The sequence below is a fragment of the Rhabdochromatium marinum genome (genome assembly GCF_016583795.1).
Taxonomy (GTDB): domain Bacteria; phylum Pseudomonadota; class Gammaproteobacteria; order Chromatiales; family Chromatiaceae; genus Rhabdochromatium; species Rhabdochromatium marinum.
The window spans coordinates 1-15,638 of record NZ_NRRS01000082.1; the positions used below are offsets into that span (position 1 = coordinate 1).

At 60.5% G+C, this 15,638-nt stretch carries 17 protein-coding genes; 2 read left to right on the forward strand and 15 right to left on the reverse strand.

Annotated features, from left to right (window positions below):
• Positions 1-236 (forward strand): hypothetical protein (locus tag CKO36_RS16260; protein WP_207161496.1); only part of this gene is annotated, 236 nt, incomplete at its 5' end.
• Between the two features lie 113 nt (positions 237-349).
• Here the strand turns inward: CKO36_RS16260 and CKO36_RS16265 are convergent.
• The 7 genes from CKO36_RS16265 to CKO36_RS16295 form a co-directional block, all read right to left on the reverse strand.
• On the reverse strand, positions 350-1,132 hold the full coding sequence (locus CKO36_RS16265) for a hypothetical protein (protein WP_200285706.1): 783 nt from the start codon (positions 1,130-1,132) through the stop codon (positions 350-352).
• A gap of 179 nt (positions 1,133-1,311) precedes the next feature.
• Positions 1,312-2,085, reverse strand: coding sequence for an S-methyl-5'-thioinosine phosphorylase (locus CKO36_RS16270; RefSeq protein ID WP_200285708.1), 774 nt, complete (start codon positions 2,083-2,085; stop codon positions 1,312-1,314).
• Positions 2,086-2,293: 208 nt separating this feature from the next.
• The gene (locus CKO36_RS16275; protein ID WP_200285716.1) at positions 2,294-2,761 is read right to left on the reverse strand and encodes a hemerythrin domain-containing protein; all 468 of its coding nucleotides are present in this window, start codon (positions 2,759-2,761) and stop codon (positions 2,294-2,296) included.
• A gap of 203 nt (positions 2,762-2,964) precedes the next feature.
• Positions 2,965-3,525 (reverse strand): hypoxanthine-guanine phosphoribosyltransferase, encoded by a 561-nt coding sequence (locus tag CKO36_RS16280; protein WP_200285718.1) that lies wholly within the window; start codon positions 3,523-3,525, stop codon positions 2,965-2,967.
• A gap of 34 nt (positions 3,526-3,559) precedes the next feature.
• Positions 3,560-4,591, reverse strand: coding sequence for a beta-N-acetylhexosaminidase (gene nagZ, locus CKO36_RS16285; RefSeq protein WP_200285720.1), 1,032 nt, complete (start codon positions 4,589-4,591; stop codon positions 3,560-3,562).
• Between the two features lie 70 nt (positions 4,592-4,661).
• On the reverse strand, positions 4,662-5,453 hold the full coding sequence (locus tag CKO36_RS16290; RefSeq protein WP_200285722.1) for an ABC transporter permease: 792 nt from the start codon (positions 5,451-5,453) through the stop codon (positions 4,662-4,664).
• Positions 5,454-5,530: 77 nt separating this feature from the next.
• Positions 5,531-8,077 (reverse strand): mechanosensitive ion channel domain-containing protein, encoded by a 2,547-nt coding sequence (locus tag CKO36_RS16295; RefSeq protein WP_242469675.1) that lies wholly within the window; start codon positions 8,075-8,077, stop codon positions 5,531-5,533.
• Here CKO36_RS16295 and CKO36_RS19915 point away from each other — a divergent pair.
• Positions 8,043-8,549: a hypothetical protein gene (locus CKO36_RS19915; RefSeq protein WP_242469676.1), complete on the forward strand. Its 507-nt coding sequence runs from the start codon at positions 8,043-8,045 to the stop codon at positions 8,547-8,549. The two genes, CKO36_RS16295 and CKO36_RS19915, sit on opposite strands and share 35 nt — an antisense overlap.
• Positions 8,550-8,733: 184 nt before the next feature.
• Here the strand turns inward: CKO36_RS19915 and CKO36_RS16305 are convergent, their stop codons facing one another.
• The 8 genes from CKO36_RS16305 to ettA all read right to left on the reverse strand — a co-directional run bounded on the left by CKO36_RS16305 (position 8,734) and on the right by ettA (position 15,242).
• Positions 8,734-9,150, reverse strand: a complete 417-nt coding sequence (locus tag CKO36_RS16305) for a SufE family protein (protein WP_200285725.1) — start codon at positions 9,148-9,150, stop codon at positions 8,734-8,736.
• A 78-nt stretch (positions 9,151-9,228) separates the two neighbouring features.
• Positions 9,229-9,555, reverse strand: coding sequence for a HesB/IscA family protein (locus CKO36_RS16310; protein ID WP_200285727.1), 327 nt, complete (start codon positions 9,553-9,555; stop codon positions 9,229-9,231).
• A 113-nt stretch (positions 9,556-9,668) separates the two neighbouring features.
• A complete protein-coding gene (locus CKO36_RS16315) occupies positions 9,669-10,340 on the reverse strand; it encodes an LON peptidase substrate-binding domain-containing protein (protein WP_200285729.1) in 672 nt (223 codons plus the stop codon).
• Positions 10,337-10,858: a VTT domain-containing protein gene (locus CKO36_RS16320; RefSeq protein WP_200285731.1), complete on the reverse strand. Its 522-nt coding sequence runs from the start codon at positions 10,856-10,858 to the stop codon at positions 10,337-10,339. Before CKO36_RS16320 ends, CKO36_RS16315 begins: the two co-directional genes overlap by 4 nt.
• A gap of 14 nt (positions 10,859-10,872) precedes the next feature.
• The gene (locus CKO36_RS16325; protein ID WP_200285732.1) at positions 10,873-11,565 is read right to left on the reverse strand and encodes a gamma-glutamyl-gamma-aminobutyrate hydrolase family protein; all 693 of its coding nucleotides are present in this window, start codon (positions 11,563-11,565) and stop codon (positions 10,873-10,875) included.
• Positions 11,566-11,568: 3 nt separating this feature from the next.
• Positions 11,569-12,624, reverse strand: a complete 1,056-nt coding sequence (locus CKO36_RS16330) for an amidoligase family protein (RefSeq protein ID WP_338053508.1) — start codon at positions 12,622-12,624, stop codon at positions 11,569-11,571.
• A gap of 47 nt (positions 12,625-12,671) precedes the next feature.
• The gene (locus CKO36_RS16335) at positions 12,672-13,553 is read right to left on the reverse strand and encodes an ATP-binding protein (RefSeq protein ID WP_200285734.1); all 882 of its coding nucleotides are present in this window, start codon (positions 13,551-13,553) and stop codon (positions 12,672-12,674) included.
• A gap of 21 nt (positions 13,554-13,574) precedes the next feature.
• Entirely contained in the window at positions 13,575-15,242 is a 1,668-nt protein-coding gene (gene ettA, locus CKO36_RS16340) for an energy-dependent translational throttle protein EttA (protein ID WP_200285736.1), read from the reverse strand.
• Positions 15,243-15,638: the final 396 nt, after the last annotated feature.

Consider the following 15,638-nt stretch of genomic DNA (forward strand, 5'->3'; position numbering starts at 1 on the left):
ATTCGACGAAACACCTGATGCGCTTCTTTGAGCAGCCCCTCAATGCTGAGATGCTTGCGGCAAAACGGCGTGCTCATCAGCACCACCCTCGCAATCTGACATTGAACGATGCCGGCCAGTCTACCGAATCAGCGCCAAAAGTTTACGAAAAACTTTTTTTGAGCCTGGGCCAACCTGCTGTTGTTACGCCGAAAATTTTTTCGGCGGGAATTGCTGTGATCTGGGCGGCGTTGTAGCCGGGAACCGCAGCACTCCTGCATACAACAGCGGCTGATCAAACAGGGGTTGATCAGTCGCTGCGGGTTGTACGGCCGCCTGTTGAACAGGCGGCACACTGGGGTTCAGTCGTTTAACGACCGCCCTGATAGGGGTTTGGCGGATAGTAGCCGGGATAACCGCCGTAACCCGGTCTTTGTGGATACTGGCCCTGCTGCGGATATTGGCTTTGAGGATATTGCCCGTAAGTTTCCTCCCAGCGTTTGCGTGCCGCTTCATAGGCTTCGCGTTGCTGGCGCATGTAATCTGCGTATTGATTCTGATAGGTGGCGCCAGGTGCCTGAGCGGGTTGGGCCGGCTGAGCAGGGCGCGGTGCATAGCCGTATGTCGGCGGCTGCGGATAGTGCGGCTGAAGCGGTGCCGATGCCGCCGCCGCGTCCGGTTGGGAGTGTACCGGGGGTTGCTGTGGCTCGGGAGTAGCTACGCCGCGCTGGGCAAGGGCTTCCGATTTGGTGGCCTTGGTCGATTCGGTGGTCTTGGTGACGTCCAGCTTGGCCTCCGCACTGGCGGCCGTCGATGCCGGCTGGGGCGGCTGAGCCGGAGCCTGGCCAGTGGGCGCGGGCGCGGGCGCACTGGCTGCAGTTTGTTCGACCGGCGCGGGCTGGGGCACTGTGGCCGGTTGCAGTTGTGCGGGCGCTGGCGGCGCGGCTGGCTGTGGTGGCGCAGCGAGCTGTGGCGGCGCAGCTGGCTTGGGTGCCTCGGCCTGGGGATAGTCTTTCCCCGAATAATCGAGCGAGCGTAGATACAGAAAACCAAAGGCGAGCACCAGGCTCCAGAGCAGCAACTTGGGCCAGACTTTGGGCGGCTTGGCAGGAGGGACCGGCTTACTAGGGGTTGCGGATGCGTTCTCGGACATGGGTTCTACTCCTGTTTGCAGGGGTAAGGGAAAATGTGGGCGCTTAGCAAAGACAATAGATCACAACAGATCACAGAGAAACAACTCAGTAGAGAAACAATGGGGTTGATCAGACAATGGGTTTGGCAGATAACCGGCTTGGGGACATCAGCCAAACAAGTGGATGATGATAGCGGACATTAAGGGGTTGTCGCCTGATCGCGCAACCTGCGCTGCCGGGTTAGGGTTTGCAGCAAGCGCTCAACCGTCGCTGAGCAGAGGCTAAGATTAGCGTTGATCTCAGCCATGGTCACCGGTCCCTCTCCGCACCCGGGGGCCGGATTGACCACAAAGCACAGGGCGGCATAGCACAGGTCCAGTTCCCGCGCCAGCGCTGCCTCGGGCATGCCGGTCATTCCGACCAGATCGCAGCCGTCGCGTTCCATGCGGCGGATTTCCGCCGCCGTTTCCAGACGCGGTCCCTGGGTGGCGCCATAGCAACCCTGAGCCCGCAAGGGCAGCTGCGCCTGTACGGCGCTGGCCAGCAGTTCGGTGCGCAAGTCGGCGCAGTAGGGTTCAGTAAAGTCAATGTGGTCAAGTGGCGGGTCACTGGCTTCGCCCTGATAGAAACTGCCCAGGCGCGCTGAGGTGTAGTCGATGAGCTGATCCGGCACGCACAGCACCCCAGGCTGGCAGTCCGCAGCAATGCCACCGACAGCGCCCAGGCCAATGACGGCCTTGGCCCCGGCATCGGCCAGGGCGCGGATATTGGCGCGATAGTTGATGCGATGCGGTGGGATACCATGGGCATCGCCGTGACGCGGCAGGAACAGCAGCGGACAGCCGTCCAGTCGCCCCCAGGTTAGCGGCGCCGAAGTCTCGCCATACGCTGTTTTAACCGGCTCGCGCCGCTCGACCTCCAGGCCGGGCAGCGTAGAAAAACCAGAACCGCCAATCACCGCCAGGCGTGCCATGCTAAATCCCTCAAGTCATCGGTTACGTCGATGGGGGTGATTTTACTGGAGATGTGGGATGCGCGCCCAACTTGCGCATTTGGTGGGTCAGTAGGACCGTTGAGTGTGATGTCCGCCTTAAAAAGGCCGGATTTGATGGTCTCAGACTGGATGCAGGGCGCTGATCGTGTCTGATCGGCGCCCTGCAATGGATCCTCAGTCTTCGAGGCTAGACGTGCTGGTCCGAATAATGCTCGGAGGGATGCTCCGAGAACATGCCAATCTCAATCAGCTTGGGCAGCAACACCTGCTCTTCGCGGTCAATCCGGCAGGCGACCATGTCGAAAATCTCATGGGTTTCCTGGAGAAATTCCGGCGTGAAGTTGAAATCGCAATCTTTCAGCCACTTGCGATGATACTCGTCAAACGAACGCCGCAGCGGCTTCTCACCACTGATGAACCCCCAAGCGATGGATTTGATGCGCGGGTCTTCATGTGTCAGCAAGCTGGGGTACAGGCGTTGATCCTCTTCGGCTAGGTGGGCTTTCACCTTGGTGGCCAGTTCGCACAGCAATTGATAGGCCGTCTTGGCATTTGGGCGTATCTTCAGCTGCTCGGGCTGCAGCAACAGCCGCAGATCGTCGATCATCAGGCGCAGGTCCGAGTGACTGTCACGGTATCCGGTTAATGTTTCCATGTGGCTCCTCCATCTGTTGTGTTACCAATGTTGTTATCGGTCGTTGTTGCCAGCACGGGGCTGGGCGTGGTGCCAGTCTGAGTGTAAAATGCACCCGGGGTTGGTCGCCTTGGCACCCTCTTTGTCATGAGTAATACAAAGCTATGGAAATGTCAAAAAGTGCTTAATTATATTATCTTTTTCTACATTTCCTGCCGCAACGCTCAAATGTCCTGATCAGCTGCAGCATAGATGCCATTAGCATTGCGAAAATAGCTTTTGTAGTCCAGTCCATAGCCCATGAGATAGCGGTCTGGCGTGGTTAAACCAACCACATCGGGGCGATATTCGCAGGCACGCTCGCGCAACTTTTCAACCAGCACTGCGCTGGTAACCGAGCATGCACCGTCTTCATGGCAAGCCTTGACAATTTCATGCAGAGTGACACCTTCATCAAAGATGTCATCGACCACCAGAACATGTTCGCCACGCACAATGTCCGCCGGACGGTATTTCCACTCCAGGGTGCCACCCCGCGTCCCCTCACGGTAGCGAGTCGCATGCGCGTAGCTCAGGCGCAACGGAAAGTGCAAGCGTGGCAGCAGCAGCCCGGCGGTGACTACACCACCGGTCATGACGCTCAGCACAATGGGATCGAGCGTTGCCAGACGCGCATGCAGGGACTCCGCCATGCGGTCGAAGGCCGCCTCCACCCCTGGCTGATCGACCAGGCACTCGGCGCGCTCCGCTACGCCCTGATAGGCTTCAAGAGACATTTTATTCATCAATTTTCTCCGTTAAGGCTGTGGGGCGCTGAAGTCACTCAGCAACCGAGCGCAGTCGCGCCAGGGCTTCCTGCGCCCGTGCATGGCGCAACGTGGATGCGCTGGTCGCCTGTGCCTGGCGCGCTGGCAGTCGCAGCAGACGTGCAGCACTGGCCGGGTCATCAAAATCTGCCAGGGCATCGACAACCGCCACCGCCGCCGGCCGGTTATTGCACAGGATCACCATGTCGCAGCCGGCCGCCAGCGCTACGCGCGCGCGGTCCGGATAACTGCCCGCCACTTCGGCGGCTGTCATGCTGAGATCATCGCTAAAAATCACTCCCTGAAAGCCCAGCTCGGTGCGCAGGACTTGTTGCAGCCAGGCGGTGGAAAACCCGGCTGGCTGCGTATCGACCGCCGGATAGACCACATGCGCTGGCATCACCGCCTCCAGGCCGGCGGCGATCAGCGCCTTAAAGGGAGCCAGATCCTGCTCGCGCAGTGTCTTCAACGAGCGGCGATCCACCGGGAATTCCGCATGTGAATCTTCTACCACGCCACCATGGCCGGGAAAATGTTTGCCGCAGCTAATCATGCCAGCCGCTTGAGTACCTGCAATCCAGGCGCTGGCCAGCTCCGCCACAGTCGCGGCCTCGGTGGCAAAGGCGCGATCTCCAATCACAGTGCTGAGTCCATAATCCAGGTCCAGCACGGGCGCAAAGCTAAAGTCCAATCCGGCCTCAAGCAATTCAGTGGCCAGCAGCCAGGCCAGATCGCCAGCCGCCTGGCGCGCCGCATCAGGGTCACTGGCATAGAGTTGGCCCAGGGTGCGCAGCGGCGGAAAGCGCGTAAAGCCGTCGCGAAACCGCTGCACGCGCCCGCCCTCCTGGTCGACTGCGATCAGCAGCGGCCGCGTCCTGGCGGCGCGAATCGAGGCGGTTAGCGCCCGCAACTGTGCCGGATCCTGATAGTTGCGGGAAAACAAAATTACCCCGCCGACGGCCGGATGATCCAGCAGCTCGCATTCCTCGCCGCTTAGCGTTTCGGCTTCTAGATCCAGCATTACCGGCCCAATACCTGTGGACATCACAGCTTTCCCTCGTGTTAGTCAATGGCTCTTGCGGTCAATGGATGGCGGGTTGTCGCTGCCAGTGGCTTCAATCCGCCCGGCTGCGTACGTCAAGATAATCGCGCCAGGCATCGCCCACGCGATTCACCGCCAGCACCACCAGCAGCAGCGCTATACCCGGCGCCAGCACCAGATGCGGCGCCACCAGCAGCACCCCCACTCCATCGCGAATCATACTGCCCCAGGACGCATCCGGGGGCTGTACGCCAAGGCCCAGAAATGACAGCCCGGCCTCGGAGATCACGGCGGCCGCCATGCCAAAGGTGGCCTCTACCATCAGCGGTGCTGCCGCCAGTGGCAGTAGATGACGCAGCAGAATGCGCCCGCTCCCCACACCCAAGGCGCGAGCCGCCAGCACATGCTCGCGCGAGCGCAGCGATAACACCTGCGCTCGTGCCAGGCGCGCATAGCCAACCCAACCGACCGCCGCCAAGGCGATGACCAGATTGCCCAGTCCCGGCCCCAGAATTCCCGCCAGCGCAATCGCCAGTAAAATGCCCGGAAATGCCAGAAAGACATCGATCAGCCGCACCATCAGCCGATCCCACAGCCCGCCGCCCAGCGCCGCAAAGCCCCCGATCAGGGCACCGCCAATCGCCGACACCAGCACCACGCCCAGCCCAACCGCCAGTGCGGTACCGGCGCCCATCAGCACCCGGTCCAATACCGGCCGCCCGAGATCATCCGCTCCCAGCCACAGCTGCGCATTCGGTGGTGCCAGAATGCGCGGCAGATCGATTTGATTTGGCTGTAGCCCCATCCAGGGTGCACTGAGCGACGCTAACAGCCACAGCGCCAGAATGGCGACAGCAAGCAGCAACAGCGGATCATGCTGAAACCCTTGGGGCCGGTGCGCGCCACCCCGGACAGCGGGAATCCGCATAAGGCGAGGCGCGATCAACCGGCCCCATGCGCGGGCGCAGGTTCGATTGCGTCCGTCACGGCTGGTGTGGACGCATGGTGCAGAATCAGCTCCTGGGTCGGATAAGCAAACTCAACACCGGCTTCCTCAAAGCGGCGGTGAATACCGAGGTTGATGCCCTGCTGAATATCCATGTAAATGGTGTAGTCGGGACTGATTACATAGTAGACAATCTCGAAGTTCAGCGAGAAGGCACCAAAGGCGAAGAAATGCGCGCGATCAAAGCGCGTTTGTGGTTGCTCCTCAACCGCCTCACGCAGCATCCGGGGGATACGTTCCAGCAACTCGCGTGGCGTCTGATAGACCACGCCAATGCTGAAGGCGATGCGCCGCTCGCGGAACTGCTTGAAGTTGTGAATGCGGCTGTTGAGCAGGTCGCTGTTGGACAGTACCACCTGCTCGCCGGACAGGCTGCGAATGCGGGTGGTTTTGACCCCGATCAGCTCGATGGTGCCGACAGTGTCGCCGGCCTTGATGAAGTCCCCGACCCGAAACGGCTTATCAAGAATGATCGCCATGGAGCTGAACACATCACCGAGGATGTTCTGCAAGGCGAAACCGACCGCGATACTGCCGACACCGAGCGCGCCAAGCAGACCGGCAATGGGATACTGGAAGTAGGCCAGCAGCGATACCACGACCGTGATCCAGATGCCGACTCGCACAAACACCATCAGCACGCCATAGCCGGTGACCGTGGATGGATCGCGCATTTCCTGGCGGGTGCGCTTGCGGTTGAAGTAGTCGGCCATGGCGGCGTTGGCCCACAGGCCCAGTTGGGCATAGAAGGCGATTATCAGCGCGGTCCACAGCCAATCCTTCACCGTCGAGCCGCCCAGTCCGGAAAACACCATGGCGACATAAAAGGCGGCCACCATCACGAAGATCTGGCTGGTATTGCCGGCGATGGCCGACAGTGCCAGGCGCAGGTCGCCGGCTGCGACGGAGGTGGTGGACGACTTGGCCTTGCGTCGCTGCAGTGCCCGGCGTGCGCCTTGGCGGATCAGGGAAACCACGATCAGCACTAGGACGAACATCATCAAAGCCGTGACCAGTTCACGGGCGCGAATACTCTGATCGTTGATCACGATCAGCTCGGCGTCCCACCAGCCTGTCAGCGCCTCCTGGGCCTGGAGCATTTGCAGGCTAAGCGTCTGATTTTCCAATTGCGCTTCAAGTTGATGGCGCATGCCCGCCAGCAGCACAATTAGGGCGTCTTTAGTCTCCAGCAGCTCGCGTCCATGCCGCTCGGCTGCTTCTTGCGCCGCGCCACGCACCAGCAGCGCCGCGCGCGCCTGCTCGTCCAGCGCCGGGTCGCGCAGGGTGCGCGACTGCGTTAGCTGACTTGTTCGCAGGGCGTTGAGACGGCTTTCAATATCGTCCTTCTCAGCGCGCGCCTGTTTGGTGGCTGCGAGGATCTCGCGCAGTCGTTCCGGACCATCAATGGAGTCCGGTTGATGCATTATATCGAAGCGTGTCTGCCACAGCTGGCGCATCTGACCGAGATCAGCGATGGCCGAGGTCAGGAAATCAACACCGAAGCGTGCCGCATCCAGTTGGGCCTGGCGCGCGGTTACCCAGGCTTCCAGAGCCGCCTGGTTGGCATCCTCGGCGGCGGTCGTCAAACGACGCTGGGCTTCGTAGAGCGCGGATTCGGCCTGATCACCCTGGCGCTGCAGCGCCTCGATCTGCTTGCGCATCTCAGCCTCGGTCTTGGCCAGTTTCGCAAGATGCTGCTCAAGCATCTCCGGCGACAGTTCTGCGCGCGTTTCGAGAAAGGCCAGGCGCGCCTTCAGCACTTCCTGCTCGGCTTCGGCCTGGTCATCTTCCTGACGTGCCAGCGCCACCGCAGCTTCACCGGCGCTGAGCTGCTGGCGCGCGAGCAGTTCGCGCAGTCGCGCCAGCTCCAGGGTCTGTGCCAGCGCGGCGCGCTCGGTTTCCGGCCGGCCTTCATCCTCGGTGGCTTCGGCTAGTTGATCGCGCGCGGCGCGACGCTCACGCACAGCGCTGGCGACAGCCTTCTCCAGCGTTGCTTGACGTTGCGAGGCGGTTTCCAGCCGGGTCTCGGCAACGTCTTCCACAGCCTGCTTCAGGCTCAGTTCGGCCTGTTGCTGGTCAAGCTGCGAGATGGAGAACGGCGGCTCCAGTGCAACGCCGTCTTGCTGGATGGTCTCGAGCTGTGACCGCTGCTGGGCAAGCTCCTTGCCAATGGTTTCCAGGCGTTCGGCCAGGGTGGCGCGGCGTTGCACGGCAATGCGCAATTGGCGCAGAAGCTCGATTTGACTGGTGATCGCCTTGGCTGTGGCGTCAGAGTCTGATCCTGATCCTGGTTCAGGCTCAGGCTCAGGCTCTGACTTAGATTCTGATGTAGCCCCAGAGTCCTGAGTGTCCAGGTCTTCGGCCGCTGCGGCTGCTGCTGCGGCTGCTGCTGCGGTCTGCGCCTGTTCAAGGGTGCTTTCCAGCTCGGTCAGTCGGGAATTGATCGCATTGACGGCGGCCTGGAAATTCTCTGCCGAGCGCATCGGCTGGGGCAATCCGGCTAATCCAATGGCGGCAGGGTCGAAGGCCAGGGTCGCGCCTTCCAGTTCGGGACTTGTTTCGGCCTTCGCTGTGGCACTTTCAGTGCTGGTCTCGTTTGTTTCGGTACTTTCTGCGAGAGCGGACAGTGGCAGCAGCAAAAATAGCAAGCAAGCAACGCAAAGAAGCAAAAAACAGTTTTTGATTTTTTCTTCGTTTTTCATCCAAGTTTCCTACAGTAGATTAGGTTATCTACAAGCGCGAAGTTTCGCGTTCCATAGTCGAGATCGAAGTCGAATCGCAAAGTTGTTCTCTGTTCAGGATGAACGCCGAGGCAATTTTTACGGCTTAAGCTGGGTTTCGACGGCTGAAACCGCCATGTTGCCGGTGTTGACCGGCCGTTCGGTTGGGACTGCTCAACCAGGACTCCAGTTGCTCGCTCGCAAGGGTGTTATCAACGGAGAGCGAAGTGCCTAAAAGCTGCATAAGCAATTTTGTTCAGGCTTTTAGGAACAGTCTGAAATTCATAATCAGTCCACATAGATCGAAGTGAAGTTCGGCAATGGGAGATGGCGCACGGGGAGTGCGCCCAAGGTTCGCCGGCTTCGCTTAACAAGCGGTTGAGCCGGGATGATGAGGCTGGACTGCTTGGCGCGGTCGCTTAGGCGAAAGCCTTGGCTTGCCCTTGCATTTTGTTGACAATCGCATAAACGCCGACGTGGCGGCTGGGGCTGAGATGTTCTTCCAGCTGGAGGCCGGCAAAGAGCTGATCCACGTCCAACGTGGCAATCTCAGCGGCGGTTTTGCCACTAAACAGTCCCACTAGCAGCGCGACTACGCCTTTAATGATGGCGGTGTCACAGTCGCCCTGATAATCCAGTCCGGTGCCAGTGTTGGATGGCTGGGCCATGACGTGCACAGTGCTCATGCACTCCTTGACTTGATTGGCGTCGGTTTTGGCGGTGGCATCCATGGGTGGCAGCCGCTCGCCAATCTCAATGAGATATTGATAACGCTGATCCCAGTCGCCTAGTAACTCGAAGGTGTCGATGATCTCGGCGATTTGCTCGTTGGCCATGGTCATAGTGCTGATGCGATCACGGAGCTGCTCTGATAATGAGACGGGTTGATACGGGGTTGATGGGCGCGCACGGCTTCACACACTAAAGGATTCGCCGCAACCGCAGGCATCCTTGACGTTGGGGTTACGAAATTCAAAGCCTTCGTTCAGGAGGCTGGATTTTACGAAGTCCACCTCGGTGCCATCAATGCGGGCCAAGCTGGTAGCATCCACCACGACCTTGAGGCCCTGACTCTCGAAGACCTGATCCTGGGCGTCGATCTGATCGGCATAATCCACTTCATAGGCAAAGCCGGTGCATCCGCTCTTTTTTGTGCCAATGCGAATGCCCAACCCGTGCCCGCGTTGGTCGATCATGCCTGCAATATGCCGTGCGGCGGCCTCCGTCAGTGTTACTGCCATGGTCTTACTCCCGGAGCATAATTTAAGCTTAATTTAAAAACGTTGCCTTAACCAATAACGGTGGTGGGGATGAATTTCAAGCGCCTGCCGTCGTGCAGGTCGCTGTTGGCCGGTTAATGCCGCATGACGGCACCGTCGCCACTGGCCAGCGCGGACATGTCCATCAGGCCGCGCATCAGCGTGGCACGTTCCTGCAGGGCGACGGTTTCGATCAGCGCCTGCTTGTCGCTGGCGTCGAGTGGCAGATGGGTGCAAAGCAGATTGATCAGGTCATCGTCGGCCATTTTCGCGATGTCCTCCCAGGGAATATCCACCTGGCGCCGGGTGCAGAAACTGCGCAGCGAGCCCAGGAACAGCTCGCGATCTGCTAGCTTGGGGGGCTCAGTATTGTAGTCGCCGGCAAATTCATCCCAGGACACCTGAACGCGCCGAAAGCCATTCAGGGGTTGGATCTCCTCCAGCACCCGAAAGCGACAAAAGCCAGTCAGCACCAACACAATGCGCCCATCCTGGGTTTCGCTGTAGGAGGTGATGCGCCCGGCGCAACCGATGCGATGCATGGTCTCAGCATGGCTGTCGTGATCACTGTCGGGGGCCGCCTGGGGCTGCACCATGCCAATAATGTGTTGATTGGCGAGGGCGTGGCGCACCAGGCTCAGATAGCGTGGCTCGAAAATATTCAGCGGAAGTTGCACGCCGGGCAGAACCACGACGCCGGCAAGCGGAAAAACCGGCACAACCTCCGGGAGTTGTTCAAACTCGGGCAGAAAAGGACTGTGTTTCATGGGGGCATCCTGTCAGTCGGGTTTGCTGCGATGCTGGAGTAAGTGGGGGCAGTCAGCGCTGACTGCGAGAGGGGCGCAGGTGCTGGCCACAGTTGGCGCGCGAACTCGATCAGACCAAGCAGCATGGCATAGCGCAGCCCCTTGCCGGTGGCGGTGAGCAGCAGGAAGGGTAAAAAGCGCACCCGCATAAAGCCGGCAATGAAGGTGAGCGCGTCACCGCCAACCGGCATCCAGGCGAGTAGCAATGACCACTGACCCCAGCGCTGGAACCAGCGTTGCGCAGGACCCAGGGTATTGGCACGAAAGGGAAACCAGCGCCGGTTCTGATACCCCAGCAGCCAGCGTCCGATGGCCCAGTTGAGCGCGGCGCCCAGGGTGTTGCCGACAGTGGCCCAGGCCCAGAGTGCCCAAGGCGCGTAGCCAGCCGTCAGCAGTCCGGCCAGAACCACCTCGGAGTACGCCGGCAGCAGGGTGGCGGCCAGGAAGGAGACTGCGAACAGGCCCAGATAGGCGTCCATTCGAGCGGAGCGGTTTAGCTTGCGGTGGCGCGGGCGGCAGCTACAAGATCTCGAAACAGTTGCCGTTGACGACGCAGGTAGAGCAAAAACTCCGGATGCCACTGCACGCCGAGTACATAGGCGGCTTCCGGGTCTTCCACCGCCTGTACGATGTCATCAAGATCCCGCCCGGCAATGCGCAGACCGGTGCCGAGTCGGTCGATGCCTTGGTTGTGCAGGCTGTTGATCCGGCAGCGCGCGCAGCCAACAAAGTGGGCGAGTCGCTTGCTGTCGGCGGCGACCCGCAGGGTTTTGAGTGGCAAGATGGTCCAGCGATTGGAGGTGTGCTGGCGCCTGGAGCGCAACTCCTGAAACAGGCTGCCGCCGCGGCGAATGTTGAGCAACTGGGCGCCGCGACAGATGCCGAGCAGGGGGCGCTGGCGGGCGAGCAACTGGTCAATGGCCGCCGACTCAAAACGGTCGCGTTCGCGGTCGATCTTGGGTGTCACCTCGGGGGCGGCGGCATAGAGCACCGGGTCAACATCATGGCCACCAGTGACCACCAGCCCATCAAGTGAGGCCAGGGCGGCCTGGCTGTCGCTGGGATAGAGCTGTTGTGAGCGACCACCCGCCAGCCACAGGCCCAGGGCTACCAGCAGCCGGGGCATGCGCGCACCGCGCTGGGGGCCGGTGATGCCAATCAGGGGGCGTAATTGATGATCAGCCATGGGTCAGTTATTGGCCAGTGCTTGGTCAGTCAGCCAGTGTGCGGATTTCTGTGCCCAGTCCTCGGCTCCCGGGCTGAGTAAGCGACTCAGCGGTTGCTCCAGGTGGGCCAAATAGGCGGTGCGCATGGTGCTAAGGCGCTCAGGGTCGGCAGCAAGGGATTCGACTTCCACCCAGTCGTTCCAGGCCAGGTGCAGACCCCAGTCGGGCTGGTCGATTTCGCTGTTGGGCAGGCGGTAGTGAAAGGTTGGACGCGCCTTGACGCGCGGGTCGTCGATCTGTTGCTGCACGCGCGGGGCGTCGAGATGCGCAAACAGGGGCAACAGGTCGAGTTCGCGATTGCGGGTCGGGTTAGCGCGCAGATAGTCATCAATCAGCTGATCTTGGTCAGGCTGGTAGTCGGGTGCCAGCACCTGGCACACATAGGCTCTGGGAAAAGGTTCGGCGAACTGGGTCAGGCGGCGGGTCAGATCAATGTCGGCGCGCTTGCGCAGCCAGTCAGCCAGACACAGATAGGCTTGAAACAAGCCTAGTAAGCTGGGGGTATCTAGTGCCGGGGGTTGCGGGTTGAGCTGCAAGCCAAAGGCGTGGATGGGGTTCTCACCTGTGCCCGTGGCTCCAGCCTCGCGCAGGCGAATAATCAACTGCTGGACTTCGTTGAGACGCGACAGGGGCAGGGGTGGGCTGATGATTTCAATTGGTACCAGCGGCTCGGCAATCAATTTCAGCATCTGTTCAACGCCGTCTTTGATCAGGGTTTCGAGCGGCATCTCTGCGGCGTCTGGTGGCTGCTCGCGCCGGCCCAGTTCCTTAAGCAACTCAAAATCCAGCTCCACGCGCCAGTCACCGGCCGGATCGCCTCGGATCAGCGTCTCGTAGCGTCCGGGATCAGACAGCTTGCCATTGAAGTGATCGGCCAGCAACGTGGCCGTTTGCTCAAGCGTGAGGCCACCGAATTCGATTTCGATACCAACGCAGCGAGGCGATCCATCGGTAGTTTGCGTGCGCGGTGGCATCTTAAGTGTTGGAGGTGGCGGCCTCTTGGTTGTTGCAAATGTCACGAATACACGCTTCCTTGTTTAGGGTTTGAGGGGCGCTGAACGACTACTCAGGCGTTGTGCAGGCGTCCGGCCCAGTCGCGTGCGAACTGCCAGGCGGTGCGGCCGCTGCGTGAGCCGCGCGTGAGTGCCCATTGCAGGGCTTCGCGCTCAATGGTTTCGGCCTCGGCCAGCGGTGCGGTGCTCCCCTGGGATTCACTGAGACGCGCGAGCCAGTGGTGCACCACGCGCAGATACTGCTCCTGACTGAAGGGATAAAAGGACAGCCAGAGGCCGAAGCGATCGGACAGGGAGATTTTCTCCTCGCTGCTGTCGCCAAGATGGATTTCGCCGTCGATCATGCGCGCGTCCTGATTCTCGTGTTGAAACTCCGGCAGTAGATGGCGGCGGTTGGAGGTGGCATAGATCAACACATTGTCCGGCGCGGCGCTGATGGAGCCATCGAGCACCGCTTTGAGCGTCTTGTAGCTGGACTCGGAGGCCTCGAAGGACAGGTCGTCGCAGTAGAGGATAAAGCGCTCCTCGCGTCCGTCGATGGCCTCAATCAGATAGGGCAGCGCGACCAAATCGTCCTTGTCGATTTCGATCAGCCGCAGTCCCTGCTCGGCGTAGGCAGTGAAAATGGCTTTGATCAGGGAGGATTTGCCGGTGCCGCGCGAGCCCCACAGTAGCACATTGTTTGCGGTGCGCCCGGCGAGAAATTGCCGGGTGTTGTGCTCGATGACGCGGCGCTGGTGCTCAATGCACAGCAGATCATCCAGCGCCAGCCGATGCGGGCGGCGCACCGCCTCAAGCTGGCCGTCGCGTCCATCGCCACGCCAGCGGAAGCTGTGGGCGGTGAAATCCGGCGCCTCGGGAGGCGCCGGCAGCAGAGCTTCGACCCGCTGCATTAGTTGGGTGGCGTGTTGGAGGAATTGACGTATCTCGCTCATGGTCGCTCGGGCAGTCTGGGTTTAACCATGCAGGGGTCGATATTTGATCCGGTGCGGCTGATCCGCTGCATCGCCCAGGCGGCGGTGGCGATCAGCCTCGTAGTCGGCGTAATTGCCCTCGAACCAGGTCACCTGCGAGTCGCCTTCAAAGGCCAGAATATGGGTGGCGATGCGGTCCAGGAACCAGCGATCATGGCTGATGACCACCGCGCAGCCGGGGAAGGTCAGCAGGGCTTCTTCAAGCGCGCGCAGGGTTTCGACATCCAGATCATTGGTCGGCTCGTCGAGCAGCAGCAGGTTGCCACCGCTTTTCAGCAGCTTGGCCAGATGCACCCGGTTGCGCTCGCCGCCGGAGAGATCGCCGATGCGCTTTTGCTGATCCGCGCCCTTGAAGTTAAAGCGGCTGACATAGGCGCGTGAGGGCATCTCGAAGCGCCCGACGATGATGGTATCCGAGCCGTCGGAGATGTCTTCCCACACGGTTTTGTTGTCATCCAGGGCGTCGCGGCTCTGATCCACATAGGCAATCTCGACCGTCTCGCCCACGCGTAGCTCGCCAGCGTCAGCCTCTTCCTGGCCGGTGAGAATGCGAAACAGCGTGGTCTTACCGGCACCATTGGGGCCGATGACCCCGACAATGCCGCCCTTGGGCAGGTTAAACGACAGGTTTTCATACAACAGTCGCTCGCCATAGGCTTTGCTCAGCCCCTGGGCCTCAATGACCAGATCGCCCAGGCGCGGGCCGGGCGGGATATAGATCTCATTGGTCTCGTTGCGGGTCTGGAATTCCTGCGATTGCAGCTCATCGAAGCGCGCCAGGCGCGCCTTGCTTTTGGCCTGACGTCCCTTGGGGTTGGTGCGCACCCATTCCAGCTCCTGCTTCATGGCCTTGATGCGCGCGGCTTCCTGCTTCTGTTCGATCTCCAGGCGTTTTTCCTTCTGCTCCAGCCAGGAGGAATAATTGCCCTCCCAAGGAATACCGTGGCCGCGGTCGAGTTCCAGGATCCAGCCGGCGACATTATCCAGGAAGTAACGATCATGGGTAACAGCGACCACAGTGCCGGAATACTCGTGCAGGAAGCGCTCCAGCCAGGCGATGGATTCGGCATCCAGATGGTTGGTGGGCTCATCAAGCAGCAGCATGTCAGGCTTAGACAGCAACAGCTGACACAGCGCCACGCGGCGGCGCTCACCACCGGAGAGCTTGGTCACATCGGCCTCCCAGGGTGGCAGGCGCAGCGCATCGGCGGCGACTTCCAGAGTGCGATCCAGATTGTGCCCATCGGTGGCCTGCACCAGATCTTCCAGCGCCGCCTGCTCCTTGGCCAGGGCATCGAAGTCGGCGTCTTCCTCGGCATAGGCGGCATAGACGGCATCGAGCCGCTCCAGTGCCTGCTTAATGGGGGCGACCGCTTCCTCGACATTGCCGCGCACGTCCTTGGCCGGATCGAGCTGCGGTTCCTGGGACAGAAAGCCGACCTTGATGCCGGGCTGCGGTCGCGCCTCGCCTTCGATGTCGGTATCGAGACCCGCCATGATGCGCAGTAGCGAGGATTTGCCGGCGCCGTTGAGGCCCAGCACGCCAATCTTGGCGCCAGGAAAAAACGATAGCGAGATGTCGCGCAGGATTACGCGTTTGGGCGGCACCACCTTGCCGACCCGATTCATGGTGTAGATGTATTGCGCCATGGTGTTGAGTTGTTTGCCTTAGGAATTCGGAGATCAATGAAGCATTGAGAGGTTGTGACGGGTGCTCGCATGCGAGGCTCAGGTGAATTTTGCGCGTTCAGGCCCGGAATGTCCAAGCGGTTGCAGGCCAGGCGGGTTGTGCCGGCGAAGTGGGCACAAAATTACTGACTTTGAAGTGTTTTCGTGGCTTTACCTGACGTTTTATCTGTGATAAGTTTTCCGTCGCCTTGTTCTTCAGGCTGACGTTATGTTGCTCTTTTTTGAGTTGTTAAACCGCGCCTAACCTGGAATACGTAGTTTTTCTTCCTCTGGGTCGAGGGCGATCTTTACCCACAGGCGATCCGCTACTTCAAAGACGTTGCGGTTGATGTTCTTGGCGAATTGATGCACGCGCTG

Excerpts from the sequence above, each read along its gene's own strand:
- CKO36_RS16335 (WP_200285734.1), bottom strand. The coding sequence starts at position 13,553 with ATGAGCGAGATACGTCAATTCCTCCAACACGCCACCCAACTAATGCAG.
- CKO36_RS16295 (WP_242469675.1), bottom strand. The coding sequence starts at position 8,077 with ATGCGCTCGGCAGAGAATTTCCAGGCCGCCGTCAATGCGATCAATTCC.
- CKO36_RS16265 (WP_200285706.1), bottom strand. The coding sequence starts at position 1,132 with ATGTCCGAGAACGCATCCGCAACCCCTAGTAAGCCGGTCCCTCCTGCC.
- CKO36_RS16305 (WP_200285725.1), bottom strand. The coding sequence starts at position 9,150 with ATGGCCAACGAGCAAATCGCCGAGATCATCGACACCTTCGAGTTACTA.
- CKO36_RS16275 (WP_200285716.1), bottom strand. The coding sequence starts at position 2,761 with ATGGAAACATTAACCGGATACCGTGACAGTCACTCGGACCTGCGCCTG.
- CKO36_RS16270 (WP_200285708.1), bottom strand. The coding sequence starts at position 2,085 with ATGGCACGCCTGGCGGTGATTGGCGGTTCTGGTTTTTCTACGCTGCCC.
- CKO36_RS16310 (WP_200285727.1), bottom strand. The coding sequence starts at position 9,555 with ATGGCAGTAACACTGACGGAGGCCGCCGCACGGCATATTGCAGGCATG.
- CKO36_RS16320 (WP_200285731.1), bottom strand. The coding sequence starts at position 10,858 with ATGGACGCCTATCTGGGCCTGTTCGCAGTCTCCTTCCTGGCCGCCACC.
- nagZ (WP_200285720.1), bottom strand. The coding sequence starts at position 4,591 with ATGTCCACAGGTATTGGGCCGGTAATGCTGGATCTAGAAGCCGAAACG.
- ettA (WP_200285736.1), bottom strand. The coding sequence starts at position 15,242 with ATGGCGCAATACATCTACACCATGAATCGGGTCGGCAAGGTGGTGCCG.
- CKO36_RS16315 (WP_200285729.1), bottom strand. The coding sequence starts at position 10,340 with ATGAAACACAGTCCTTTTCTGCCCGAGTTTGAACAACTCCCGGAGGTT.
- CKO36_RS16325 (WP_200285732.1), bottom strand. The coding sequence starts at position 11,565 with ATGGCTGATCATCAATTACGCCCCCTGATTGGCATCACCGGCCCCCAG.
- CKO36_RS16280 (WP_200285718.1), bottom strand. The coding sequence starts at position 3,525 with ATGAATAAAATGTCTCTTGAAGCCTATCAGGGCGTAGCGGAGCGCGCC.